The following is a 17,462-nucleotide window of genomic DNA, read 5'->3' as shown; positions in this document are numbered from 1 at the left end:
AAATCACGGTCTCGCGGAGTCACACTTATCCAGATTTGGTTGGAACTCTCTACAGTGGCAGACGAGTACCGGTCCTTCGTCGAAGACGCTCGTCCGGGAACCGACGAGACACTTGCAGAGGCGATTGTGTGGAACCCTGTCGTGCAGACACTCACGCTGATGGTCGTCGTCTCGGTGGCGACGTGGCTGTCTACGTTCGCAGGCTTCGGTCGCGACCTGTTCGTCCTCACCGCGCCGTTAGCCGCCCACCCGTGGACGCTCGTCACGAGCGTCTATGCACACGTCGGTCCGGGACACCTCCTCAGTAATGCAGTGGTGCTCGTCGTGGCGGGTGGGTTGGTGGCGATGTCGACGTCGTGGCTCCGGTTCCACCTCTTTTTCGTCGTGACCGGGGCGACGGCTGGAGCGGTCCAAGTCCTCGCACTGTCTCTGTTTGGCCTGCCAATCGGTGTCCTCGGTGCGAGTGGCGCTGTGTTCGCCCTCGTCGGCTACGTCCTGACGTCGAACATCCTCTCGAAGGGCATCTTCGACCGCCTGCGTGTCCCATCGTGGGCCGTTTTGCTTGCACTCGTCGTGATAGCGCTCGTGCTCACGATGCAGTACAGCGCGCCTGGGAGTGCGCTCGTGGCTCACTTCACCGGCGCAACAGTCGGGTTGGTCGCTGGGCGATTTCGGCTGTTGCACGTGTGAGCATGCTTAGATACGCAATACCGGCTCTGTCGAATCCATTGGATTTTGACAGGAGTGGCGTGCTGAATAGAGAGGATGAGTGCAGCAAGCAACACCCTTGTTCGAGAACGTAGTTGCGCGAAGCAGACCAATCAAGAGACCCCCATTCGTTAGCACGGCGGGAAGCAAACTTCTCACTCACCATTCTTGTCATCAGAAAGGATTTATCAGCCGCATCAATCAGAACAGACAATGCGATGGGTTGTCCTCCTCTTGGTAACTATCTCTATGATTACACTCGGTGGCTGTGTCGGCAGCGGTGACGGCCTCACCGAGGCACCGTCAGAAACAGTAACAACTGAAACGCCAGTTGACCAACCGGTTTCGGAGACCCCTGCTAACACCACCTCTCAGCTAACAACTACTCCGACTCCTTCGAATGGAGGCGGTGGGCAAGTGAAACTACGAGTGAAGGTAGTTGAAACAATTCCTGAAAACACGACCGTGAGGCAATACAATACGTCGTCGCCACCGCCGCAGACCATTAAGCAGACCCTCGATTCTGCACTTGCTTCTAATGACGGGTTCGATGCCGTTTCGCTCTCAGAGTCACAGGAATCTGAGGTACAGAAGGAACTCGATTCGATTTCTACCGATAGCGAATCTTCTGCTATCGGATACTATGTCCAGTATCAGAACGAGACGTTCCGGCTCATGCTCATTCAACTTGAGTAAGGATTCTACCGAACCGCAACACCGCGACATGGTTGCTAGCAGACTGGTTTCTCGAATCTTCGAATAGCCCGTGACCGACGCGTGCCCTCTATTCAGCACAGCCACAGAAACCCCCCGGATGTTGTCAGAAAGAGCGTGCAACACTCAGAGTGTGCGTTCAGCACAGCGCCGGTGGTTTCAATGCGCCTTTCGTTATCCGCCCAGTAGCCAAAAGAGATTCATGAGACGGTATCAGATGAAATGGCAGTGGGTTTAGATTTATCTGGATGAAGCGAAGAACGCTCCTCCAAAGTGCCGTTCCAGCAGCTCTGATTAGTCTTGCCGGCTGTAGCGCAGTTAAATGCCGGATTGATGGCAATTACGACAAGCTAACGCTGGAGTCTCTTCCAAAGCCTGAACCTGAAACCTCGATTACTATCGACTACAGTAACCTGAGTTCCTCCTCACAAAACACGGTTGACGAAGCAATTCGTAAGGGGAGCATCAACCGGTGCCACGATTTTTCTGGGGAGGGGACAGCGATTGAAAAACTCTGGAAACACATCTCAGCGGAGTGGGAAACGGTAGGAGAGACGGATTTCGATAAAATTGACCGCACATTTCTCAAGAAGGGTTCTGAGCATTTCGGTATCATTATTTTTATTCTGGATGTGGGACGGGTTGGTTCAATCCCATATAACCCAGATGATTCGTAGATTATGCTTCGGTAGTGAGGTCTCGGAAAGTGGATAATCGGGTTGAACTTTGTGACCGACTCGCGCCGGCTATTCAGCACGCCTTCGAAAACAGACCACTACTCGAGGATTTCGACAGCGCTTCCGAATCGATTCTTCGCAGTCGCTCAGGGCATGTACCGCACCGCGACGACGCCCGAACTGGAGCGAATCTCGACGCGGTTGACCTCGAGTCGGGCGGCCCGCGCGAGTAGTCCCTCTCGGTCGTCGAGGATATCTTCGACTGCCTGCTCGGTCAACTCCTCGGGGACCGACAGGACGTGAATCTCACCGGTTCCTGCGCGCTCTTGTTTGACGAGTTCTCCCGTTGGATTCTCGTCGGCAATCGACCGGGAGTTCGTCGTCGGCGACTCGGACGACCGTTCGACAGAGACGGTCCAGCGAGTCTCGACTTCGACGAGTTGCCACGAGACGTTCATCGGTGGGTCGGGTGCGACGGTGCCACGGACTGCTTCGTCCTCGGAGACGCCGGGGTTCGAAGAGAGGGCGTGAACCTGCCCGGAGTGAACGTCTTTCAACACTGCCGACTGGTCGTCGGCCGCCGTCACGAGGAATATCCCCGTTCGTTCGGACTCGGTCATCACCCGGTGTATGCTGTCACGCCTTTTCCGCGTTTCGGGCGCGTTCGACACCGTTTGGCGATGATTCACACGGGAGGCGAACGGTCGACTCGGCGGCGAACGTTCAAATAGGAAGGCGGGACCACACCAGTTCAGAGACACCGAATCCAACGCTCACCGAAGCAGTCTGTGGACGCCGTAAATCGCCAGCGCGCACACGACCGGCGGAACGAGGCCGTACAGCGGCGGGAGGTCGTAGAGGAGTGCCACGACGGGGACGAGCGCCGAGATGGTCACCGGGCCGAGCGTGAACGGGCCGGGCGGCGTCTGCAGGTCCGCCGGCACCGAGATGACGAGGCCAACGTACACCGAGAGGACGAACAGAAAGCCCGTCAGTGCGAGGCTCAGGTCGTATCGGCGGTCGGACCCGGTCCTCCGATGTCGTCGTGCGACGAACAGAATCGGGGCGACGAGCGGGGCGACGATGAACAGCCCCACGAGGACGTAGAACGACCGCGAGAGGGTGAGTGCACCACCGGGAACGGCCGCTGTCGCGCCGATGAGGACGACGAGTCCGAAGATGACGAACAACGAGACGACACCGGACGCGAGGGCACCGACGAGGACGTAGAGTTTGAACAGCCACGACTCACTGTGCCGGAAGGCGTACGGAAACGCCCCGAAGACGCCGCCGTAATCGTTTGCCATTGGGCGGTGCTTGGGACCGACTGCGATTAAACCGACCGATGTCGTTTTCAGGCCGGCCGACGCGCGTCTCACCATGCACGTAGACCTCGGGAACGTCCTCGATACGGCATCGGCACACGGCGTCTCACGCGAGACGCTCGAACGTCTCGATAGCCGCGTCGCGGCCGCTCACGAACGAATCCAACAGGGACGCGAGGCGAGCGAGCACGGCTACGAAGCGCTGAACCTTCCGAGCAGTACCGACCCCGACGCGATTCACGAGGCTGTGAGTCGATTCGACGACCCCGACGCGGTCGTCACCGTCGGCATCGGTGGGAGCGCACTCGGCGCGGCCACGCTCACCGACGCCCTCGAAAGCGACGTCGACGCCTACTACCTCGACAACGTCGACCCCGAAGCAGTCCAGTCGCTTCTCGACTCGCTGGACCTCTCGCGAACCGTCGTCAACGTCGTCTCTCGCTCGGGGACGACCGCCGAGACGCTGGCGAACTTCCTCGTCGTCCGCGAGGCGATGGCCGACGCCGGCGTCGACTGGGCGGACCGAACGTTCGTCACGACCGGTGAGGAGGGGAACCTCCGCGACCTCGCCGACAAACACGACCTGCCACTGCTCCCCGTTCCGGACGGCGTCCCCGGTCGGTTCTCGGTCCTCTCGACGGTCGGACTCGCCGCCGCGGCCCTCTGTGGTCACGACATCGAAGCGGTTCTGGAGGGGGCGGCGACACAGGAAGCGCGCCTCTCCGACTCGTTGTTCGACTCGCCCGCGTACGCCTACGGGGCCGTCTCGTTCGCCCTCGCCGAGCGCGGCATGCTCCAGAACGCGATGATGCCCTACGCCGAGTCGCTGGAGACGTTCTCCGAGTGGTTCGCGCAGTTGTGGGCAGAGTCGCTCGGCAAAGACGGTCTGGGACAGACGCCGCTTCGCGCACTCGGTGCGACCGACCAGCACTCCCAACTGCAACTGTACCGCGCTGGCCCGCGCGACAAACTCGTGACGCTCGTCCGCGCAACCGAGCGCGACGACGTCGATATCCCCGAAACCGGCCTCGACGGACTCGCGTACCTCGGTGGGTCGTCGCTCGGTGAACTCTTGGACGCCGAGTTCGAGGCGACCGAAGCGAGCCTCGTCGCCGCCGGCCGGCCGAACGTCCGCATCGAAATCGAACGCGTAGACGAGTACGGACTCGGTGAACTACTCTACGCGATGGAGGCCGCCTGTGTCCTCTACGGCGAACTCGCGAACGTCGAGACCTTCGTCCAACCTGCCGTCGAGTGGGGCAAACGCGCGGCCCGCGGCCTCCTCGGTGGCGGCGACTTCGAGGAAGCGGAGGCAGTCGCGGACAAAGAACGGTTGGTCGTCGAGTAGGGAGACTGGCGGCAGGAGTTAGACTGCCTGCAGGTGTGAGACTGGCGGCAGTCCCAGTGGAGCCACCCGCTCTGTTATCGTCGCCTCGTCGTCGGACGGGAGCGAGGCGTCGACTGCTTCGATGACGACGGTGACGTCGTAGCCCTGCTCTTCTTTGATTACCATTCGAATCTCTTCGGCCAATCCAGAGGGAGGAATCCCTCCGGGCGAATCGACCAGAATCGTCACCTCGGGTTCTTCACTGAATAGGAGTCCCTGCACGGGCGAGACGTCGATGTGGACTTCGACCAGTCGGACGTTTTGATACTGCTGCTGAGAGAGCACGTCGGCGATTTCGTCGTTCAGATTCTCTTTGAACTCGGCGTCGGCAACCGAGAGGAGACTCACACCGACGAGGATGATGCCCAGCGCGAGGAGGGCAAACGTGATGACGGCGAGCAGTTGGAGCGTGCGCTTTCGGGCGTACCCTGTCTGGTCTTCTGCGACCGGCCGGTAACCGCTCAACCACAGGAGACTGAGCGCGACGAGGTTCACCGCGAGGATGTTCACGAGCAAGAGCGTCCCCGCCTCGATGATGGCGAGTGGTGCGTTCCACGCGATACCGATGCCGACGGTTGCCGCCGGCGGAACCAGTGCGACGGCAATCATCGCACCGACGAGCACCGACGACACGCCCCGAGTGAGACTGAACACGGCGGCGACACCCGCGCCGACTGCGAGAACCAGCGAGAGGATGTTCGGCGTGAGTCGTTCTTGGACCTGCGGCACCTCTATCGGGTTGAACCCCGGCGGGACCAACAGCGTCTCTTTGACGAGGAGCGAAAAGACGAGGCCACTCGCGATTGCGAGCAACACCCCGAACACCTGAAGTCCCACACCCCGACGGAACAGTTTCGGTTCGTAGAGCACACTGCCGACGGACGCGGAGATTGCTGGCCCCATCACCGGCGCGATAATCATCGCCCCGATGATGACCGCCGCCGAGTTCGAAAGGAGTCCCGTCGTCGCGACGACGGCGCTTACTATCGTCATGACGACGAACGTCGAGAGTGGCGGGGCCATATCTTCGGCCCGCGAGACGAGTTCCGCACGCGACAGCGAGAGGTCGGTGTACTGCTTTTTCACCTCGGCGAATCGCTTCGAGACGACTGTCTCGGCGGTGACGACGATGGTGTAGCCGTCTTCTTCGAGTCCGACGTTTCGGAGTCGTGTCAACACCGGTTCGACTGCGCTAGTGGGGAGTGGAAACGAAACCTGTGCTTCGTACTCACCTCGCCCCACTTCTTCGCTGACAGCGTAGTCGATTCCTTCGTCGTCTAACTCGTCGAGAACCGACTCCAGGCGACCATTTGGGATGAGAACGTGAACGAGGCGCATCTGGACATATGTACGTCACGTGACGCGATAAATTAGCAACTCAATCAGTCGGGATAATCTAACAGTCTCCCAACCGTGGCCGTCTCGCTCACCGAAGGTTCAGGACTTCGAATCGGTCGCGAGGTTGAGTTTCGCGAAGAGACGGTCGGTGACGACTTCCTCAACGATGGCGAGCAACTGTTCGTCGTCGCTCGTGTAGTCCGCGAAGATACCGAGCGGGACCTCACCGCCTGCGACGTCGTGGTGGCCACCACAACTGCCGACGTCTTCGAACGTCTCTCTGAGGATATTACCGGCGTGTATCCGAGGGTCAGGCGACCGAGCACTGAGGTGAATGGCGTCACGGATTATTCCGAAGACGATGGCGGTTTCGACACCCTCCAGTGTCGCGAGATAGTCTGCCGCCTGCGGAAGTGCGTCTCGCTCTATCGTCCGGCCGACGTTCGAGATGAGCACCGACCGCTTGACGATTCTATTGTCGATAGCCGTCGCAATCGCGTCGAGCGTCACCCCAGTGACCGGTGGTGCCGACAGTCGGCGGAGTAAATCGGCATCGACAGCGCCGTGGAGATAGCCCGCCGCTTCGTACTCTTCGCGGGTCGCCCCACGCAAGAAGTTGAGCGTCTCGCGACGAATCGCGAAGAGGAGCGCAGTGGCGAGTGCTTCGTCGAGTTCGATGTCGAGTTCTCGGAGATACTCGGTGAAAATCGTCGCCGCGGCCCCGAGATGTTCTCTGTGGTCGACGAACCGGGCGTCGATGCCGTTCACTGGGTGGTGGTCGATGACGATATCCAACGGCGTCCCCTCGGGAACGCGGTTGTTCGCGCCAGGGACCGAGTGGTCGACGAATGCGAGCAACGAACTCGGGGGGCGGTCCCGAATCATCGCGGGGTCGAACTGTTGGAGGTCGATGTCGAGGAGGTTGACGAACGCGCGGTTCTGCTGGTGAGAGATATCGCCGTTGTAGAGGATGCGTGGTTCTTCGATTCCAGCAGTCATGGCGATACGGCCCAACGCGAGCGCACTCGCGAGACAGTCTGGGTCGGGGTTGTTGTGACAGACGATGTCGAGTTCGTCTCCCTCTACGAGGAGTTTGCGAAGTTGCTGGGCTTGTTGCATCGGTACTAGTAGGGGTCGAGTCGTGTTAGCTATCAACACTGTCTTGGCGTGACTGTCTGCTTCGAACGAATGTCCAGTGGCACGCTCGGCGGGGACACCGCCTGTCGCCCAGGTGCGGCAGTGACAGCGACCCGAATCGGTTATCCGGCCTGATTCCGAAGGGGAGGCCAATGGCACACGACTCCGCCCATTCGACGGCGAGTCCCGGCGACCACCTCCAGGCGTACGGCGGCATCATCATCGTCGTCGCGCTCTCGCTCATCATCGGTGCGCTGTTCGGTTCTATCGCGGGCGGCATCGCGAGTGGGTTCGTTCCAGCGACGGACCCCCTCGTCGACGCAATCGCCAGCGCGGCGCAGTTCGTCGGCTTTGGCGTCGTCGGCCTCGGCTACCTCGCCTCCCGCGACGACTGGGACATCGTTCGACTCGAGACCCCATCGAAACGCGATATCGTGTGGATTGCAGGTGGCCTCGGCGCACTCCTCGTCGTCTACCTCGGGGCGACGGCGCTGATGAACGTCCTCGGTATCCAGAGTGGTGAGAGCGTCTTGGCCCAACAGGGGCAGGAGAATCCAGTCTACTTCCTCTATCTCACCGTCGTCACCATCCTGCTCGTCGGTCCGACCGAAGAACTCGTCTTCCGCGGCATCGCCTACGGCGAACTCCGCCGACTCTGGGGGCCTGCCCCGGCAGTCGTCCTCTCGAGTGCGGTGTTCGCCTCGATTCACCTCTGGTCGTTTTCGGGCGAGGGGATGTTCATCTCGCTGGCGATGGTGTTCGTCCTCGGGAGCGTCCTCGCGGTCATCTACGAGAAGAGCGGCAACCTCGTCGTCGCCGCCGTCGCTCACGGCCTGTTCAACGCGGTCCAGTTCCTCGCCAGTTACGCGCAGGCGACCGGTCTGTTCTAAAAATTCGAGCGTCTGCGAATCGACGTCTCGAATTACGCCGGATTCTTTCGGGACAGACCCATCCCGCAGATGGGACAGCGGTCTTTGTTCTCGTCGAACTCACGACCACAGCCCTGACACTGGAACTTCCAGTTGCGCTGTTCGGAGATGCCGTCTTGGGCGATGACTTCGACGTCGACGTTGAGTCGTTCGGCGACGTTCTGCATCGCGTAGTCGTCGGTGACGAGAATCGCGTCGAGTTCGAACGCGGCGGCGATGAGGCGCGCGTCGGTCTCCGAGAGCGTGTCTCTGTCGCCCGTCTCGCCCGCGGCGCGAAGCACCTTGTCGACGGTGCCCTGCCCAGGGATGTGGACGTACATGCCGGCACCCTCGTGGGCGTCGAATCGGAAGGCGTGTTCGCCGGTGAGTTCTTCTTTGACGAGCGGAATCGACGCCGTCTCGTCGTCAGTGTGGTACTCGTGGATGAACGCAGAAGAGTCGAGAATCCGCATTAGAAGTCTATCGTTGGACGACGATGTAGTCTTTGACGGCTTGCACGCGGTTCACCGGGATGCGGAATCGACCGCTTTCGTCTCGGTCGAACGAGACGCGAGCGGCGGCGATCTCCTCGTTGGGTTGGACGAGCAAGTCGTGGAGCGCACCCGACTTCAGGTCCATCGTAATGTTGTACAGCATCCCGAGTTCCGTCCCGTCCGACCCCATGACGGCCTTTCCGGAGAGGTTCTCGGCGAGTATGTCGGCCATACGCAACCCTTCCTCGTGGGTTACCATAAACGCCACGGGGGCGTCTGACGGGCGGCGGACGTCACCTGTGGGAGTTCTCTCACCGACCGCTCGGCTACCGACTACCGTCTCTCGCCCGGTTTCGGAGGACCTGTCTTCAGTCAGATGCGTTGGCACGACCGGAGTTGATGCCTCCGTGACGATGGACTTAACTTGAGTCACCGACTCGAAAGCCGTAAGGAACTTTCTCCGGGGCGATTCTCCATGTCCGACACTGATTCGACGTCACAATCCGATACGCTTCGCACACCTATCGTGGCCGTTCTCGGCCACGTAGACCACGGGAAGACGAGTCTTCTCGACAAGGTCCGCGGGTCCGCCGTCAGCGAGGGTGAGGCCGGTGCTATCACCCAGCACATCGGCGCGACCGCGGTCCCCTTAGAGACCGTCTCGCAGATGGCCGGAAGCCTCGTCAAACCCGAGGACTTCGACCTGCCGGGCCTACTCTTCATCGACACGCCCGGTCACCACTCGTTCAGCACGCTCCGCTCTCGCGGTGGCGCGCTGGCCGACATCGCCATCCTCGTGGTCGACGTAAACGACGGTTTCCAACCCCAGACCGAGGAGGCCATCGACATCCTCAAACGAACGGGCACGCCGTTCATCGTGGCCGCCAACAAGGTGGACACGACGCCGGGATGGAACCCACAGCAAGGTGAACCAATCCAGAAGTCGCTGGAGAAACAGTCCAAGCGCGCCAAGGCGAAACTCGACGAGAGTCTCTACGAGCTCATCGGCCAACTCTCCGACAAGGGCTTCTCTTCGGACTTCTACTGGCGCGTCCAGAACTTCCAGAAGAACATCGGTGTCGTCCCCGTCTCCGCGATGACCGGCGAGGGCATCCCGGACTTGCTGGGCGTCCTCATGGGCCTCTCCCAGCGCTACATGAAAGACGAGATGGCCATCGACGTGGCCGGGCCAGGGTACGGGACGGTCCTCGAGGTCAAAGAAGAGCGAGGCTTCGGTGCCACCCTCGACGTCGTCCTCTACGACGGGACGATTCACGCGGGCGACACCATCGTCGTCGGCGGCGCGAACAAACCCATCGTGACCGAAGTTCGCGCACTGCTCCAACCACGCCCGAACGCCGAGATTCGCACCGAGAAACGCTTCGACAAAGTCGACGAAGTCCGTGCCGCGGCCGGTGTGAAAATCGCCGCCCCGGACCTCGAAGACGCGATGGCCGGCGCGCCCGTTCGCGTCGTCGGCGACCGTGACGTCGACGAAGTCATCCACGAAGTCGAAGCCGAACTCGCAGATATCGAAGTCACCACCGAAGAGGAAGGTGTCGTCGTCAAAGCCGACACACTCGGCAGTCTCGAAGCCATGGCGAACGCGCTACAGGAAGCCGAAGTGCCCATCCTCCGCGCCGAAGTCGGTGACATCGCCCCGCGTGACGTCGCCGTCGCCTCGACGGCCCGCGAACCCGAACACAAGGTCATCCTCGGGTTCAACGTAGACGTCCTCTCGAACGCCGAAGACGAACTGGACAAGACCGACGTCAAACTGTTCGAAGACGACGTCATCTACCAACTCATCGACGAGTACGAGGAGTTCGTCGACGAGATGAAGCGCGCCCAGCAGGAGACGATTCTCGACAAAATCGTTCGCCCGTGCCGCTTCCAAATCCTCCAGGACCACACGTTCCGGCAGTCTAACCCCGCCGTCGTCGGCGTCGAAGTCATGTCCGGGACCATCAAGAACAACATGAACGTCGTGAAGTGGGAGGGCAACGAGCCAAAACGCGTCGGCCAACTCTCGGGAATTCAGGAGAACGGTGAAGACGTCTCGAGCGCCCGTGCCGGGTCGCGCGTCAGTATCGCCATCGACGGTCCCACCGTCGGCCGCCAAATCGACGAAGGCGACGAACTCTGGATAGAACTCCCCGAGAAGCACGCGAAGATTCTCGAACAGGAACTCCGCGACGACATCCCCGTGGACGAACTGGAGGCGCTCTCTGGCTATCTCGACAAGCACCGGCGGCGTGACCCCTTCTGGGGGAAGTAAGCGACACGGGGCGTCCCGTCGCCACCACCGAGTGGTATCTGTCAAACCGCACGACAACGGCGTAACGAATTAGTAGTATTAGCGAGTTATTCACGAATAGGTGGTATAATGCGCACACGAACATTCAGCGACAGCATCGTCTCGGAAGCGTCTCGGTACGACCTCATTCTGGCCACGCTTCCGCTCCCGTTGTTCCTCGGTCTCGTCGTCGGAACGTTCACCGACCTTCCGATTTCCCCCGTGGTAGGACTGTGTGGGCTCGGCTCCGTCGCGGTCCTCGGGTACGGCCTCTTCGTCGCGGCACCGCGGTCACCGACAGAGTCGACCATCGGAACCGCACTCGACGCCCCGTTCGAGGCGGTGGACGCATCGCTCGGCCCCGTAGACGACTCACCACGTGACGACACCGGCGGGCACCGGCGTCGCCGTGGGGTCTAACGCCGACGCTGCGCTGTGCGTCTGATACGCGACTGTGTTCTCACGGCCGGTTCCACTCCCAGAACCAGTAGGCCGCCCCGAACAGCATCAACCCCGCTCCGAGGGCAGACGTCGCCGGTTCGGGGAAGATGAACAGCAGGAATCCGACGATTATGAGAGTCGTTGGGCCAACCTCGTCTGCGTATCCGGCGAGAGATACCATACGATAGCTACGACGGCGGGAGTGAAGTGCGTTGTTACGAAGTTGACACGCCAGCGTCGCTCAGGGAGTGTCGAAAATCGAGACGAAGTGGTGACGCTAGCGAGCGGCGGGCGTGATATCGTCGCCGACGGCGTTCATCACCTGAAACACCGCGCTCGCGGCGAGCCCACGGGCGACTTCGTCGCGGTCCTCGTCGGTGAGACCCGCGTCGAGTTCGTCGGCGTCGGGAGAGAATCCCGCGCTGACGGGGTGGCCGACAGGGGGGTGAACGGCGACGGTCGCGAGGGGGCCGTTCGGCCCAGTCGAGAGTTCCGACCCGACGGCGAACCCCTCGGGAAGGTACGATTCTGTTTGTGAGACGATGCCGGCGACGACTCGTCGGAGTGAGTCCATCTGCTCGCCTGTTAGTTCGTGGCCCTGCGATGGTTGACCGGCACCAGTTACGCCGGGAGCGCCCGCATATGGGTTGTTCCCGTTCATCAGTCGTCTGCCATACGAGGAGGACGTGTAAAAACCCGTCGTCGGTTACAGTCCGAAAATTCGCACCACTCGAAGTGTGTGGGACGACACCACTCCACAAGAGGAGAATGTTGTGTTATCCGAGACGAACGGAGGAGGTGGCCCAGAAAATCGAGCTGTAAGTGAGAGTGCAGCCGTGAGTGAGAGTGGAGCTGTAAGTGAGAGAGGTGACGTACAGTGAGACGATTAGAAGAGAGAGTCGCTCTGTCCGTAGGCCGCCACGGTGACGACAGTCGTGTATCCTTCGCCGTCGTGTTCTGCCGACGTGAGTGCGACCTGTTCGTCGTCGAACTCCCAGTCGCGGAGGTCGCGGCCGGCGTCGAGGCCCTCGAGGATTGCCTCGCGAACGCTCGCTTCGTCGCCGCCGGACGCTTCGTAGAACAGACCCGGACCGGGGCCGGTCGCCCATCCGAGGCCAGCGACGACGCGCTCACCCGGCGTCGACGTCGTCTCCCGCGCCTGCACCACAGTCAGTCGGTTGCCGGCGGGTCCGAGGTCTGGTGCGACGTCGACTTCTTCGACTGTCGCGTCCGCAGGAACGACAGACGAGACGGCGACGAGATTGTAGTTGTGGATGTTGGCGGCAGCGAGAGCGGCGTCGTACGACGCCATCTCCGTCGGGGCCGTTCCGACCCCGCGGACGACGCGAATCGTGTTCATGGCTGAACGAGAGCGTCGGCTACAAAGGGGGTTACGAATACCGTCGGCAGAACCGACGGCGACGAAAACGCGGGTTCAGTACTGGTAGTCGGTGAATCCAGAGATGGGGCCGGTTCCAGATTCGTCGACGTTCTCCAGCTTTTCGAAGGCCGCTTCGAAGTCGTCGTGGGTGACTTCGGTGCGTTCGTCGCGGATGGCGAACATCCCTGCTTCCGTCGTAAGCGAAGCGATGTCTGCACCGGAGTAGTCGTCGAGTTTCGCTGCGAGTTCGTCGAGGTCCAGGTCGTCGGAGACGTTCATGTCGCGCGTGTGGATGTCGAGGATGCGGCGGCGTCCCTCGACTGCAGGCTTGGGAACCTCGATGAGGCGGTCGAACCGACCGGGACGGAGAATCGCCTCGTCGAGCATGTCGAAGCGGTTGGTCGCCGCGATGATACGAATCTCACCGCGGTCGTCGAAGCCGTCCATCTCCGAGAGCAACTGCATCATCGTCCGCTGGACCTCGGCGTCGCCGGAGGTCTTCGAATCGGTCCGTTTCGAGGCGACGGCGTCGATTTCGTCGATGAAGATGACCACCGGTTCGCGTTCGGCGGCGAGTTTGAACAGGTCGCGGACGAGACGCGCACCCTCACCGATGAACTTCTGGACGAGCTCGGACCCGGCCATCTTGATGAACGAAGCGTTCGTCTCGTTGGCGACGGCCTTCGCGAGCATCGTCTTCCCGGTTCCCGGTGGCCCGTAGAGGAGGACGCCAGACGGCGGGTCGATACCCACGCGTTCGAACATCTCGGGGTTCTCGAGCGGTTGTTCGACCGCCTCGCGGACCTCACGAACCTGTTCGTCGATACCACCGATGTCGTCGTAGGTGACGGTCGGCGACTCGACGACCTCCATCGCCTGCGCACGTGCGTCTGTCTCGTCGTCGAGCAACGTCTGGACCGCGAAGGAGTCGTTGATAGCGACTCGGTCGCCCGGCTCGATGGCTTCGTAATCCAGTCCAGGAGCGAAGTCGGTCAACACCTCCTGGTTGTTGCCGTGTTGTTTGATGATGACGCCGTCGTCGGTCAGCTCTTCGACGGTGGCGATGTAGTACGAGGCGGTCTTCAGCGCCTCGTTGCGGGCTTTCATCTGTTCGACCTCTTCGACCAGTTCTGCGTGCTGTTCGTCGGCCGACTCGAGGCGTTCGTCGAGTTCCCTGTTGACCTCGATCATTCGCTCGACGTGTTGGCGGAGTGCAGAGAGGCGCTCTGCGTCCGACATGTCGGGGTCCAGATCGAGATGAGGACGTTCTGGGAGAGATGGACTCCGTGACATCAGTTATTAGACGCATTTAGGTACGCGCGTAAATGTGCCTTTGGGTCAAAGAACACCAGTCCGTCACTCGAATCGGCGGTAGCTGCCCTCCGAGCGAACTCCCTCCGGACACCAGTGTGGAACCCCTCAACCGATAGATATCTGCCGCTCCCGCTCAGAAAAAATGGGTCGGAAGGAAGTTGCGGAGGTATGTAGCACGGGGTCGCCCCTCGTTCGTCCCGTATCGTTCGCCTCCGCAAACGTATAGTAGGAGTGCAATTGGCTTGAAACAAATTCGTCTTCGGCCAGAAGGTCTACAATACGGACAGGTGGGTATCAAATCGGTACATTCTGCGTTCAGTCACCGAAACGTGATGGTCGTCGCCGGTTCGTTATGCGGTTCGTTCACCGACTCGCTATTCGGTTCGTTCGCCCTGGTAACTACCGTCGTACGTCTCCTCGTGGGCGGCGTCAGAGAGAACGATCTGTGCGACGCGAGCGCCACGTTCGAGTTCGATGGGGTGGTGAACCTGCAAGAGACCCTCGCCTTTGCCCTCGTACCCAGCGTCCCAGACGGCCGTGTTGAGCATACAAGAGTTCCGCATCAGCGACGAGCGAGGGTAGATAAATCCGACGTGGTCTTCGGGAATGTGCACTGTTTCGGCGTACTGGAGGACGTAGCCACCGGGTTCGAGGTGGTACGTCTCGGTGTCGGCGTCGGCGAAGTCGAGTTCACGGCGTTCGCCGATAGTTTTGCCATCGCGTCCGAGACGTCCGGGTTCGACCTGTTCGAGAACCGCTTCGAGCGTCAGGTCGACGCCGTTTGGTTGGACTTGTTCGTCGGTGACCGGCGAGATGTGCTGTGCGACGAAGGAACCAGAACGGTACATATCTGCTCAGAGTCGGGTGGGTGCAAAACGGTGACGGAGTTTCGCCCGTCGACAGCACGACGAGTAAGCGTCGTCACACCACGAAGACTGCGACAACGGGTCCACCACCCACGACGACTGCGACGAGGCTCACCTGAGGGGACTAGACGACCCACCGTTTGGGGATGTCTCCCATGGAAGAACCAACAAGGAGTTTAATGGCCCTTAGTCGCTAGAAACCCGGAGACGGCGCAATTCTTCACGTTCGAAGGTATGGAAGTACGCGGGATTTATATTTGAGGACCCTCCACTCTCGGGTGTTATGGGACAGACGCTCACGGAAAAGATTCTCTCGGACCACCTCGTCGAGGGTGACCTCACCCCCGGAGAGGAGATCGGAATCGAAATCGACCAAGTGCTGATGCAGGACACCACGGGCACGATGGTGTGGCTTCAGTTCGAAGCCCTGGACCTCGACGAGGCCCAGACCGAACTCGCTGCGCAGTACTGTGACCACCAGACCTACCAGTTCGACTTCAAGAACACGGACGACCACCGCTTCCTCCGTTCTGCGGCCGGTACATATGGCGCTCACTTCTCTCGACCGGGCAACGGTATTTGCCACAACGTCCACAAGGAAAACTTCGCAGCGCCCGGCAAGACGCTCCTCGGGTCTGACTCGCACACGCCGACCCCCGGTGGCCTCGGCCAACTCGCCATCGGTGCCGGTGGCCTCGACATCGCCGTCGCCATGGGCGGTGGCGCCTACTACGTCGAGATGCCTGAAGTCGTCAACGTTCGCCTCGAAGGCGAACTCAACGACTGGGTCTCCGCGAAGGACGTCGTCCTCGAGATGCTCCGCCGCGAGACCGTCAAAGGTGGCGTCGGCAAGGTGTTCGAGTACACCGGCCCCGGTGCCGAATCGCTCTCTGTGCCCGAGCGCACGACCATCACCAACATGGGTACGGAACTCGGCGCGACGTCGTCCATCTTCGAGACGGACGAGAAGACCAAAGACTACCTCGAACGTCAGGGTCGCGGCGACGTCTACACCGAGATGACGGCCGACGAAGACGCCGAGTACGCCGACGAAATCGTCATCGACCTCTCGGACCTCGAACCGCTCATCGCCTGCCCGTCGATGCCGGACAAGGTCGTTCCCGTCCGCGAAGTCGCCGGCAACAGAGTCGAACAGGTCCTCGTCGGTTCCTGTACGAACGGTGGCTACGAGGACATCCTCCCGGCCGCGAAGATGTTCGAGGGCCGTGAAGTCGCAAAGCACCTCGAGATGATCGTCGCACCTGGTTCGAAGCAGGCCGGCGAGATTCTCGCCCGTCAGGGCTGGACCGCAGAGATGATGGCCGCTGGTGTCAACGTCTCCGAGGCGACGTGTGGACCGTGTATCGGTATCGGCCACGTGCCTGCGTCCGACTCCATCTCGCTGCGTACGTTCAACCGCAACTTCGAAGGCCGCTCCGGCATCGAAGACGACAACGTCTACCTCTGCTCGCCGCAGGTCGCTGCCGCCGCAGCGCTCAAAGGCGAAATCGTCGACCCACGTGACCTCGCCGACGAACTCGGTGACCTCGAGGCACCCGGCGTCGAACTCCCCGAGAAGTACGACGGGGCGAAGACGGACCTCATCTACGCGGAAGACGCCATCGACGACGAACTCATCAAGGGCCCGAACATCGGCGAAGTTCCCCTGCAGGACCCCCTCGCGGCCGAGGTCGGCGGCGAAGCACTCCTGAAGATGGAGGACAACATCACGACGGACCACATCATCCCGGCGACGTCCGACATCCTCAAGTTCCGCTCGAACATCGAGCGCCTCTCGGACTTCACGCTCTCGCGTGTCGACGAGACGTTCGCCCAGCGCGCCAAGGATGCCGGTAACGGCGTCCTCGTCGCTGGCGAGAACTACGGGCAGGGTTCCTCCCGTGAACACGCTGCGATGTGCCCGATGTACCTCGGAATCGAGGCTGTGTTCGCACAGTCGTTCGCTCGCATCCACAAGGCGAACCTGTTCAACTTCGGTATCGTCCCCCTCGCCATCGACGAGGAGACGTACGAGAAGCTCGAACAGGGCGACGACATCGAAATCGTCGACGACGTCGCTGCAGGCGTCGAATCCGGCCAGGAAGAGTTCACCATCCGCGTGAACGACGAGTGGGAAGCGACGGCGGACCTCAACGCCTCCGAGCGTGAACGCCGTATTCTCACCGCCGGTGGCAAGCTGCCCCTCACGAAGCAGCAGGCTGAGGGCGGCGCTGCACCCGCGGACGACTAACTCGCACACCACACCATTCTCACGTTTTTCGACCGGCCAGCGACTGCGCCGTGAGCGTCACCGCGACATCCCACTCACAGCCGCCGCGTTCTGCAAACCCACAGCTGTCTCTTTTGCAAACCCACAGCTGTCTCTTTTGCAAACCCACAGCTGTCTCTTTTGCAAACCCACAGCCGTCGCGTTCTGCAAACCCACAGCTGTCTCTTTTGCAAACCCACAGCCGTC

The 17,462-nt window shown here is 61.1% G+C and carries 19 protein-coding genes; 8 read left to right on the top strand and 11 right to left on the bottom strand.

Annotation, left to right across the window (positions count from 1 at the left end; all coding sequences use genetic code 11):
• Nucleotides 1-54: 54 nt before the first annotated feature.
• The 3 genes from GJR99_RS11280 to GJR99_RS11270 all read left to right on the top strand — a co-directional run bounded on the left by GJR99_RS11280 (nt 55) and on the right by GJR99_RS11270 (nt 2,099).
• Nucleotides 55-690, top strand: a complete 636-nt coding sequence (locus tag GJR99_RS11280; protein ID WP_151112206.1) for a rhomboid family intramembrane serine protease — start codon at nt 55-57, stop codon at nt 688-690.
• Between the two features lie 231 nt (nt 691-921).
• Complete coding sequence (locus GJR99_RS11275; protein ID WP_151112204.1) at nt 922-1,404, top strand: hypothetical protein; 483 nt, start codon at nt 922-924, stop codon at nt 1,402-1,404.
• 266 nt (nt 1,405-1,670) lie between these two features.
• Nucleotides 1,671-2,099 (top strand): hypothetical protein, encoded by a 429-nt coding sequence (locus GJR99_RS11270; RefSeq protein WP_151112202.1) that lies wholly within the window; start codon nt 1,671-1,673, stop codon nt 2,097-2,099.
• 146 nt (nt 2,100-2,245) lie between these two features.
• On the opposite strand, the gene GJR99_RS11265 is transcribed toward GJR99_RS11270, so the two are convergent.
• Both GJR99_RS11265 and GJR99_RS11260 read right to left on the bottom strand, forming a co-directional pair.
• Entirely contained in the window at nt 2,246-2,719 is a 474-nt protein-coding gene (locus GJR99_RS11265) for a DUF5812 family protein (protein WP_151112200.1), read from the bottom strand.
• Between the two features lie 153 nt (nt 2,720-2,872).
• A complete protein-coding gene (locus GJR99_RS11260) occupies nt 2,873-3,406 on the bottom strand; it encodes a hypothetical protein (protein ID WP_151112198.1) in 534 nt (177 codons plus the stop codon).
• A gap of 73 nt (nt 3,407-3,479) precedes the next feature.
• Here GJR99_RS11260 and GJR99_RS11255 point away from each other — a divergent pair, with 73 nt between their 5' ends.
• Nucleotides 3,480-4,772, top strand: coding sequence for a glucose-6-phosphate isomerase (locus tag GJR99_RS11255; protein ID WP_151112196.1), 1,293 nt, complete (start codon nt 3,480-3,482; stop codon nt 4,770-4,772).
• 18 nt (nt 4,773-4,790) lie between these two features.
• On the opposite strand, the gene GJR99_RS11250 is transcribed toward GJR99_RS11255, so the two are convergent.
• Together GJR99_RS11250 and GJR99_RS11245 are read right to left on the bottom strand one after the other, a co-directional pair.
• Nucleotides 4,791-6,149 (bottom strand): TIGR00341 family protein, encoded by a 1,359-nt coding sequence (locus tag GJR99_RS11250; RefSeq protein WP_151112194.1) that lies wholly within the window; start codon nt 6,147-6,149, stop codon nt 4,791-4,793.
• 99 nt (nt 6,150-6,248) lie between these two features.
• On the bottom strand, nt 6,249-7,268 hold the full coding sequence (locus GJR99_RS11245) for a DHH family phosphoesterase (RefSeq protein WP_151112192.1): 1,020 nt from the start codon (nt 7,266-7,268) through the stop codon (nt 6,249-6,251).
• Between the two features lie 170 nt (nt 7,269-7,438).
• On the opposite strand from GJR99_RS11245, the gene GJR99_RS11240 reads away from it, so the two are divergent.
• Nucleotides 7,439-8,176, top strand: a complete 738-nt coding sequence (locus GJR99_RS11240; RefSeq protein ID WP_151112190.1) for a CPBP family intramembrane glutamic endopeptidase — start codon at nt 7,439-7,441, stop codon at nt 8,174-8,176.
• Nucleotides 8,177-8,208: 32 nt separating this feature from the next.
• Here the strand turns inward: GJR99_RS11240 and GJR99_RS11235 are convergent, their stop codons facing one another.
• Nucleotides 8,209-8,667, bottom strand: coding sequence for an NOB1 family endonuclease (locus GJR99_RS11235; RefSeq protein WP_151112188.1), 459 nt, complete (start codon nt 8,665-8,667; stop codon nt 8,209-8,211).
• Between the two features lie 7 nt (nt 8,668-8,674).
• Nucleotides 8,675-8,920 (bottom strand): PRC-barrel domain-containing protein, encoded by a 246-nt coding sequence (locus GJR99_RS11230; protein WP_151112186.1) that lies wholly within the window; start codon nt 8,918-8,920, stop codon nt 8,675-8,677.
• A gap of 243 nt (nt 8,921-9,163) precedes the next feature.
• Here GJR99_RS11230 and infB point away from each other — a divergent pair, with 243 nt between their 5' ends.
• Together infB and GJR99_RS11220 are read left to right on the top strand one after the other, a co-directional pair.
• Nucleotides 9,164-10,966 carry a translation initiation factor IF-2 gene (infB, locus tag GJR99_RS11225; protein ID WP_151112183.1) on the top strand — a complete coding sequence of 601 codons (1,803 nt, stop codon included), beginning with the start codon at nt 9,164-9,166 and terminating at the stop codon, nt 10,964-10,966.
• 108 nt (nt 10,967-11,074) lie between these two features.
• Nucleotides 11,075-11,404: a hypothetical protein gene (locus GJR99_RS11220; protein ID WP_151112181.1), complete on the top strand. Its 330-nt coding sequence runs from the start codon at nt 11,075-11,077 to the stop codon at nt 11,402-11,404.
• Nucleotides 11,405-11,444: 40 nt separating this feature from the next.
• Here the strand turns inward: GJR99_RS11220 and GJR99_RS17495 are convergent, their stop codons facing one another.
• The 5 genes from GJR99_RS17495 to GJR99_RS11200 form a co-directional block, all read right to left on the bottom strand.
• The gene (locus GJR99_RS17495) at nt 11,445-11,606 is read right to left on the bottom strand and encodes a hypothetical protein (protein ID WP_191967115.1); all 162 of its coding nucleotides are present in this window, start codon (nt 11,604-11,606) and stop codon (nt 11,445-11,447) included.
• A gap of 96 nt (nt 11,607-11,702) precedes the next feature.
• Entirely contained in the window at nt 11,703-12,086 is a 384-nt protein-coding gene (locus tag GJR99_RS11215; protein ID WP_151112179.1) for a DUF5811 family protein, read from the bottom strand.
• Nucleotides 12,087-12,311: 225 nt separating this feature from the next.
• Nucleotides 12,312-12,785: a pyruvoyl-dependent arginine decarboxylase gene (locus tag GJR99_RS11210; protein ID WP_151112178.1), complete on the bottom strand. Its 474-nt coding sequence runs from the start codon at nt 12,783-12,785 to the stop codon at nt 12,312-12,314.
• Nucleotides 12,786-12,860: 75 nt separating this feature from the next.
• Nucleotides 12,861-14,099 (bottom strand): proteasome-activating nucleotidase Pan2, encoded by a 1,239-nt coding sequence (gene pan2 / locus GJR99_RS11205; RefSeq protein ID WP_151112176.1) that lies wholly within the window; start codon nt 14,097-14,099, stop codon nt 12,861-12,863.
• Nucleotides 14,100-14,494: 395 nt separating this feature from the next.
• Nucleotides 14,495-14,968, bottom strand: coding sequence for a deoxyuridine 5'-triphosphate nucleotidohydrolase (locus tag GJR99_RS11200; RefSeq protein ID WP_151112173.1), 474 nt, complete (start codon nt 14,966-14,968; stop codon nt 14,495-14,497).
• Nucleotides 14,969-15,269: 301 nt separating this feature from the next.
• Between GJR99_RS11200 and GJR99_RS11195 the strand changes: the two genes are divergently transcribed.
• Nucleotides 15,270-17,237 (top strand): aconitate hydratase, encoded by a 1,968-nt coding sequence (locus GJR99_RS11195; protein ID WP_151112171.1) that lies wholly within the window; start codon nt 15,270-15,272, stop codon nt 17,235-17,237.
• Nucleotides 17,238-17,462 lie beyond the last annotated feature (225 nt).

This window comes from Haloferax marinum, assembly GCF_009674625.1.
GTDB classification, from domain to species: domain Archaea; phylum Halobacteriota; class Halobacteria; order Halobacteriales; family Haloferacaceae; genus Haloferax; species Haloferax marinum.
The sequence above is the reverse complement of the archived record's forward strand: the minus strand, read 5'-3'. Positions and strand labels throughout refer to the sequence as shown.

Bases quoted from the DNA above. Each gene is read 5' to 3' on its own strand.
- GJR99_RS11200 (WP_151112173.1), bottom strand. From the start codon at position 14,968: ATGTACCGTTCTGGTTCCTTCGTCGCACAGCACATCTCGCCGGTCACC.
- GJR99_RS11210 (WP_151112178.1), bottom strand. From the start codon at position 12,785: ATGAACACGATTCGCGTCGTCCGCGGGGTCGGAACGGCCCCGACGGAG.
- GJR99_RS11250 (WP_151112194.1), bottom strand. From the start codon at position 6,149: ATGCGCCTCGTTCACGTTCTCATCCCAAATGGTCGCCTGGAGTCGGTT.
- GJR99_RS11195 (WP_151112171.1), top strand. From the start codon at position 15,270: ATGGGACAGACGCTCACGGAAAAGATTCTCTCGGACCACCTCGTCGAG.
- GJR99_RS11245 (WP_151112192.1), bottom strand. From the start codon at position 7,268: ATGCAACAAGCCCAGCAACTTCGCAAACTCCTCGTAGAGGGAGACGAA.
- GJR99_RS11260 (WP_151112198.1), bottom strand. From the start codon at position 3,406: ATGGCAAACGATTACGGCGGCGTCTTCGGGGCGTTTCCGTACGCCTTC.
- GJR99_RS11220 (WP_151112181.1), top strand. From the start codon at position 11,075: ATGCGCACACGAACATTCAGCGACAGCATCGTCTCGGAAGCGTCTCGG.
- GJR99_RS11215 (WP_151112179.1), bottom strand. From the start codon at position 12,086: ATGAACGGGAACAACCCATATGCGGGCGCTCCCGGCGTAACTGGTGCC.
- GJR99_RS11230 (WP_151112186.1), bottom strand. From the start codon at position 8,920: ATGGCCGACATACTCGCCGAGAACCTCTCCGGAAAGGCCGTCATGGGG.
- GJR99_RS11270 (WP_151112202.1), top strand. From the start codon at position 1,671: ATGAAGCGAAGAACGCTCCTCCAAAGTGCCGTTCCAGCAGCTCTGATT.
- infB (WP_151112183.1), top strand. From the start codon at position 9,164: ATGTCCGACACTGATTCGACGTCACAATCCGATACGCTTCGCACACCT.
- GJR99_RS11275 (WP_151112204.1), top strand. From the start codon at position 922: ATGCGATGGGTTGTCCTCCTCTTGGTAACTATCTCTATGATTACACTC.
- pan2 (WP_151112176.1), bottom strand. From the start codon at position 14,099: ATGTCACGGAGTCCATCTCTCCCAGAACGTCCTCATCTCGATCTGGAC.
- GJR99_RS17495 (WP_191967115.1), bottom strand. From the start codon at position 11,606: ATGGTATCTCTCGCCGGATACGCAGACGAGGTTGGCCCAACGACTCTC.
- GJR99_RS11255 (WP_151112196.1), top strand. From the start codon at position 3,480: ATGCACGTAGACCTCGGGAACGTCCTCGATACGGCATCGGCACACGGC.
- GJR99_RS11265 (WP_151112200.1), bottom strand. From the start codon at position 2,719: ATGACCGAGTCCGAACGAACGGGGATATTCCTCGTGACGGCGGCCGAC.
- GJR99_RS11235 (WP_151112188.1), bottom strand. From the start codon at position 8,667: ATGCGGATTCTCGACTCTTCTGCGTTCATCCACGAGTACCACACTGAC.
- GJR99_RS11240 (WP_151112190.1), top strand. From the start codon at position 7,439: ATGGCACACGACTCCGCCCATTCGACGGCGAGTCCCGGCGACCACCTC.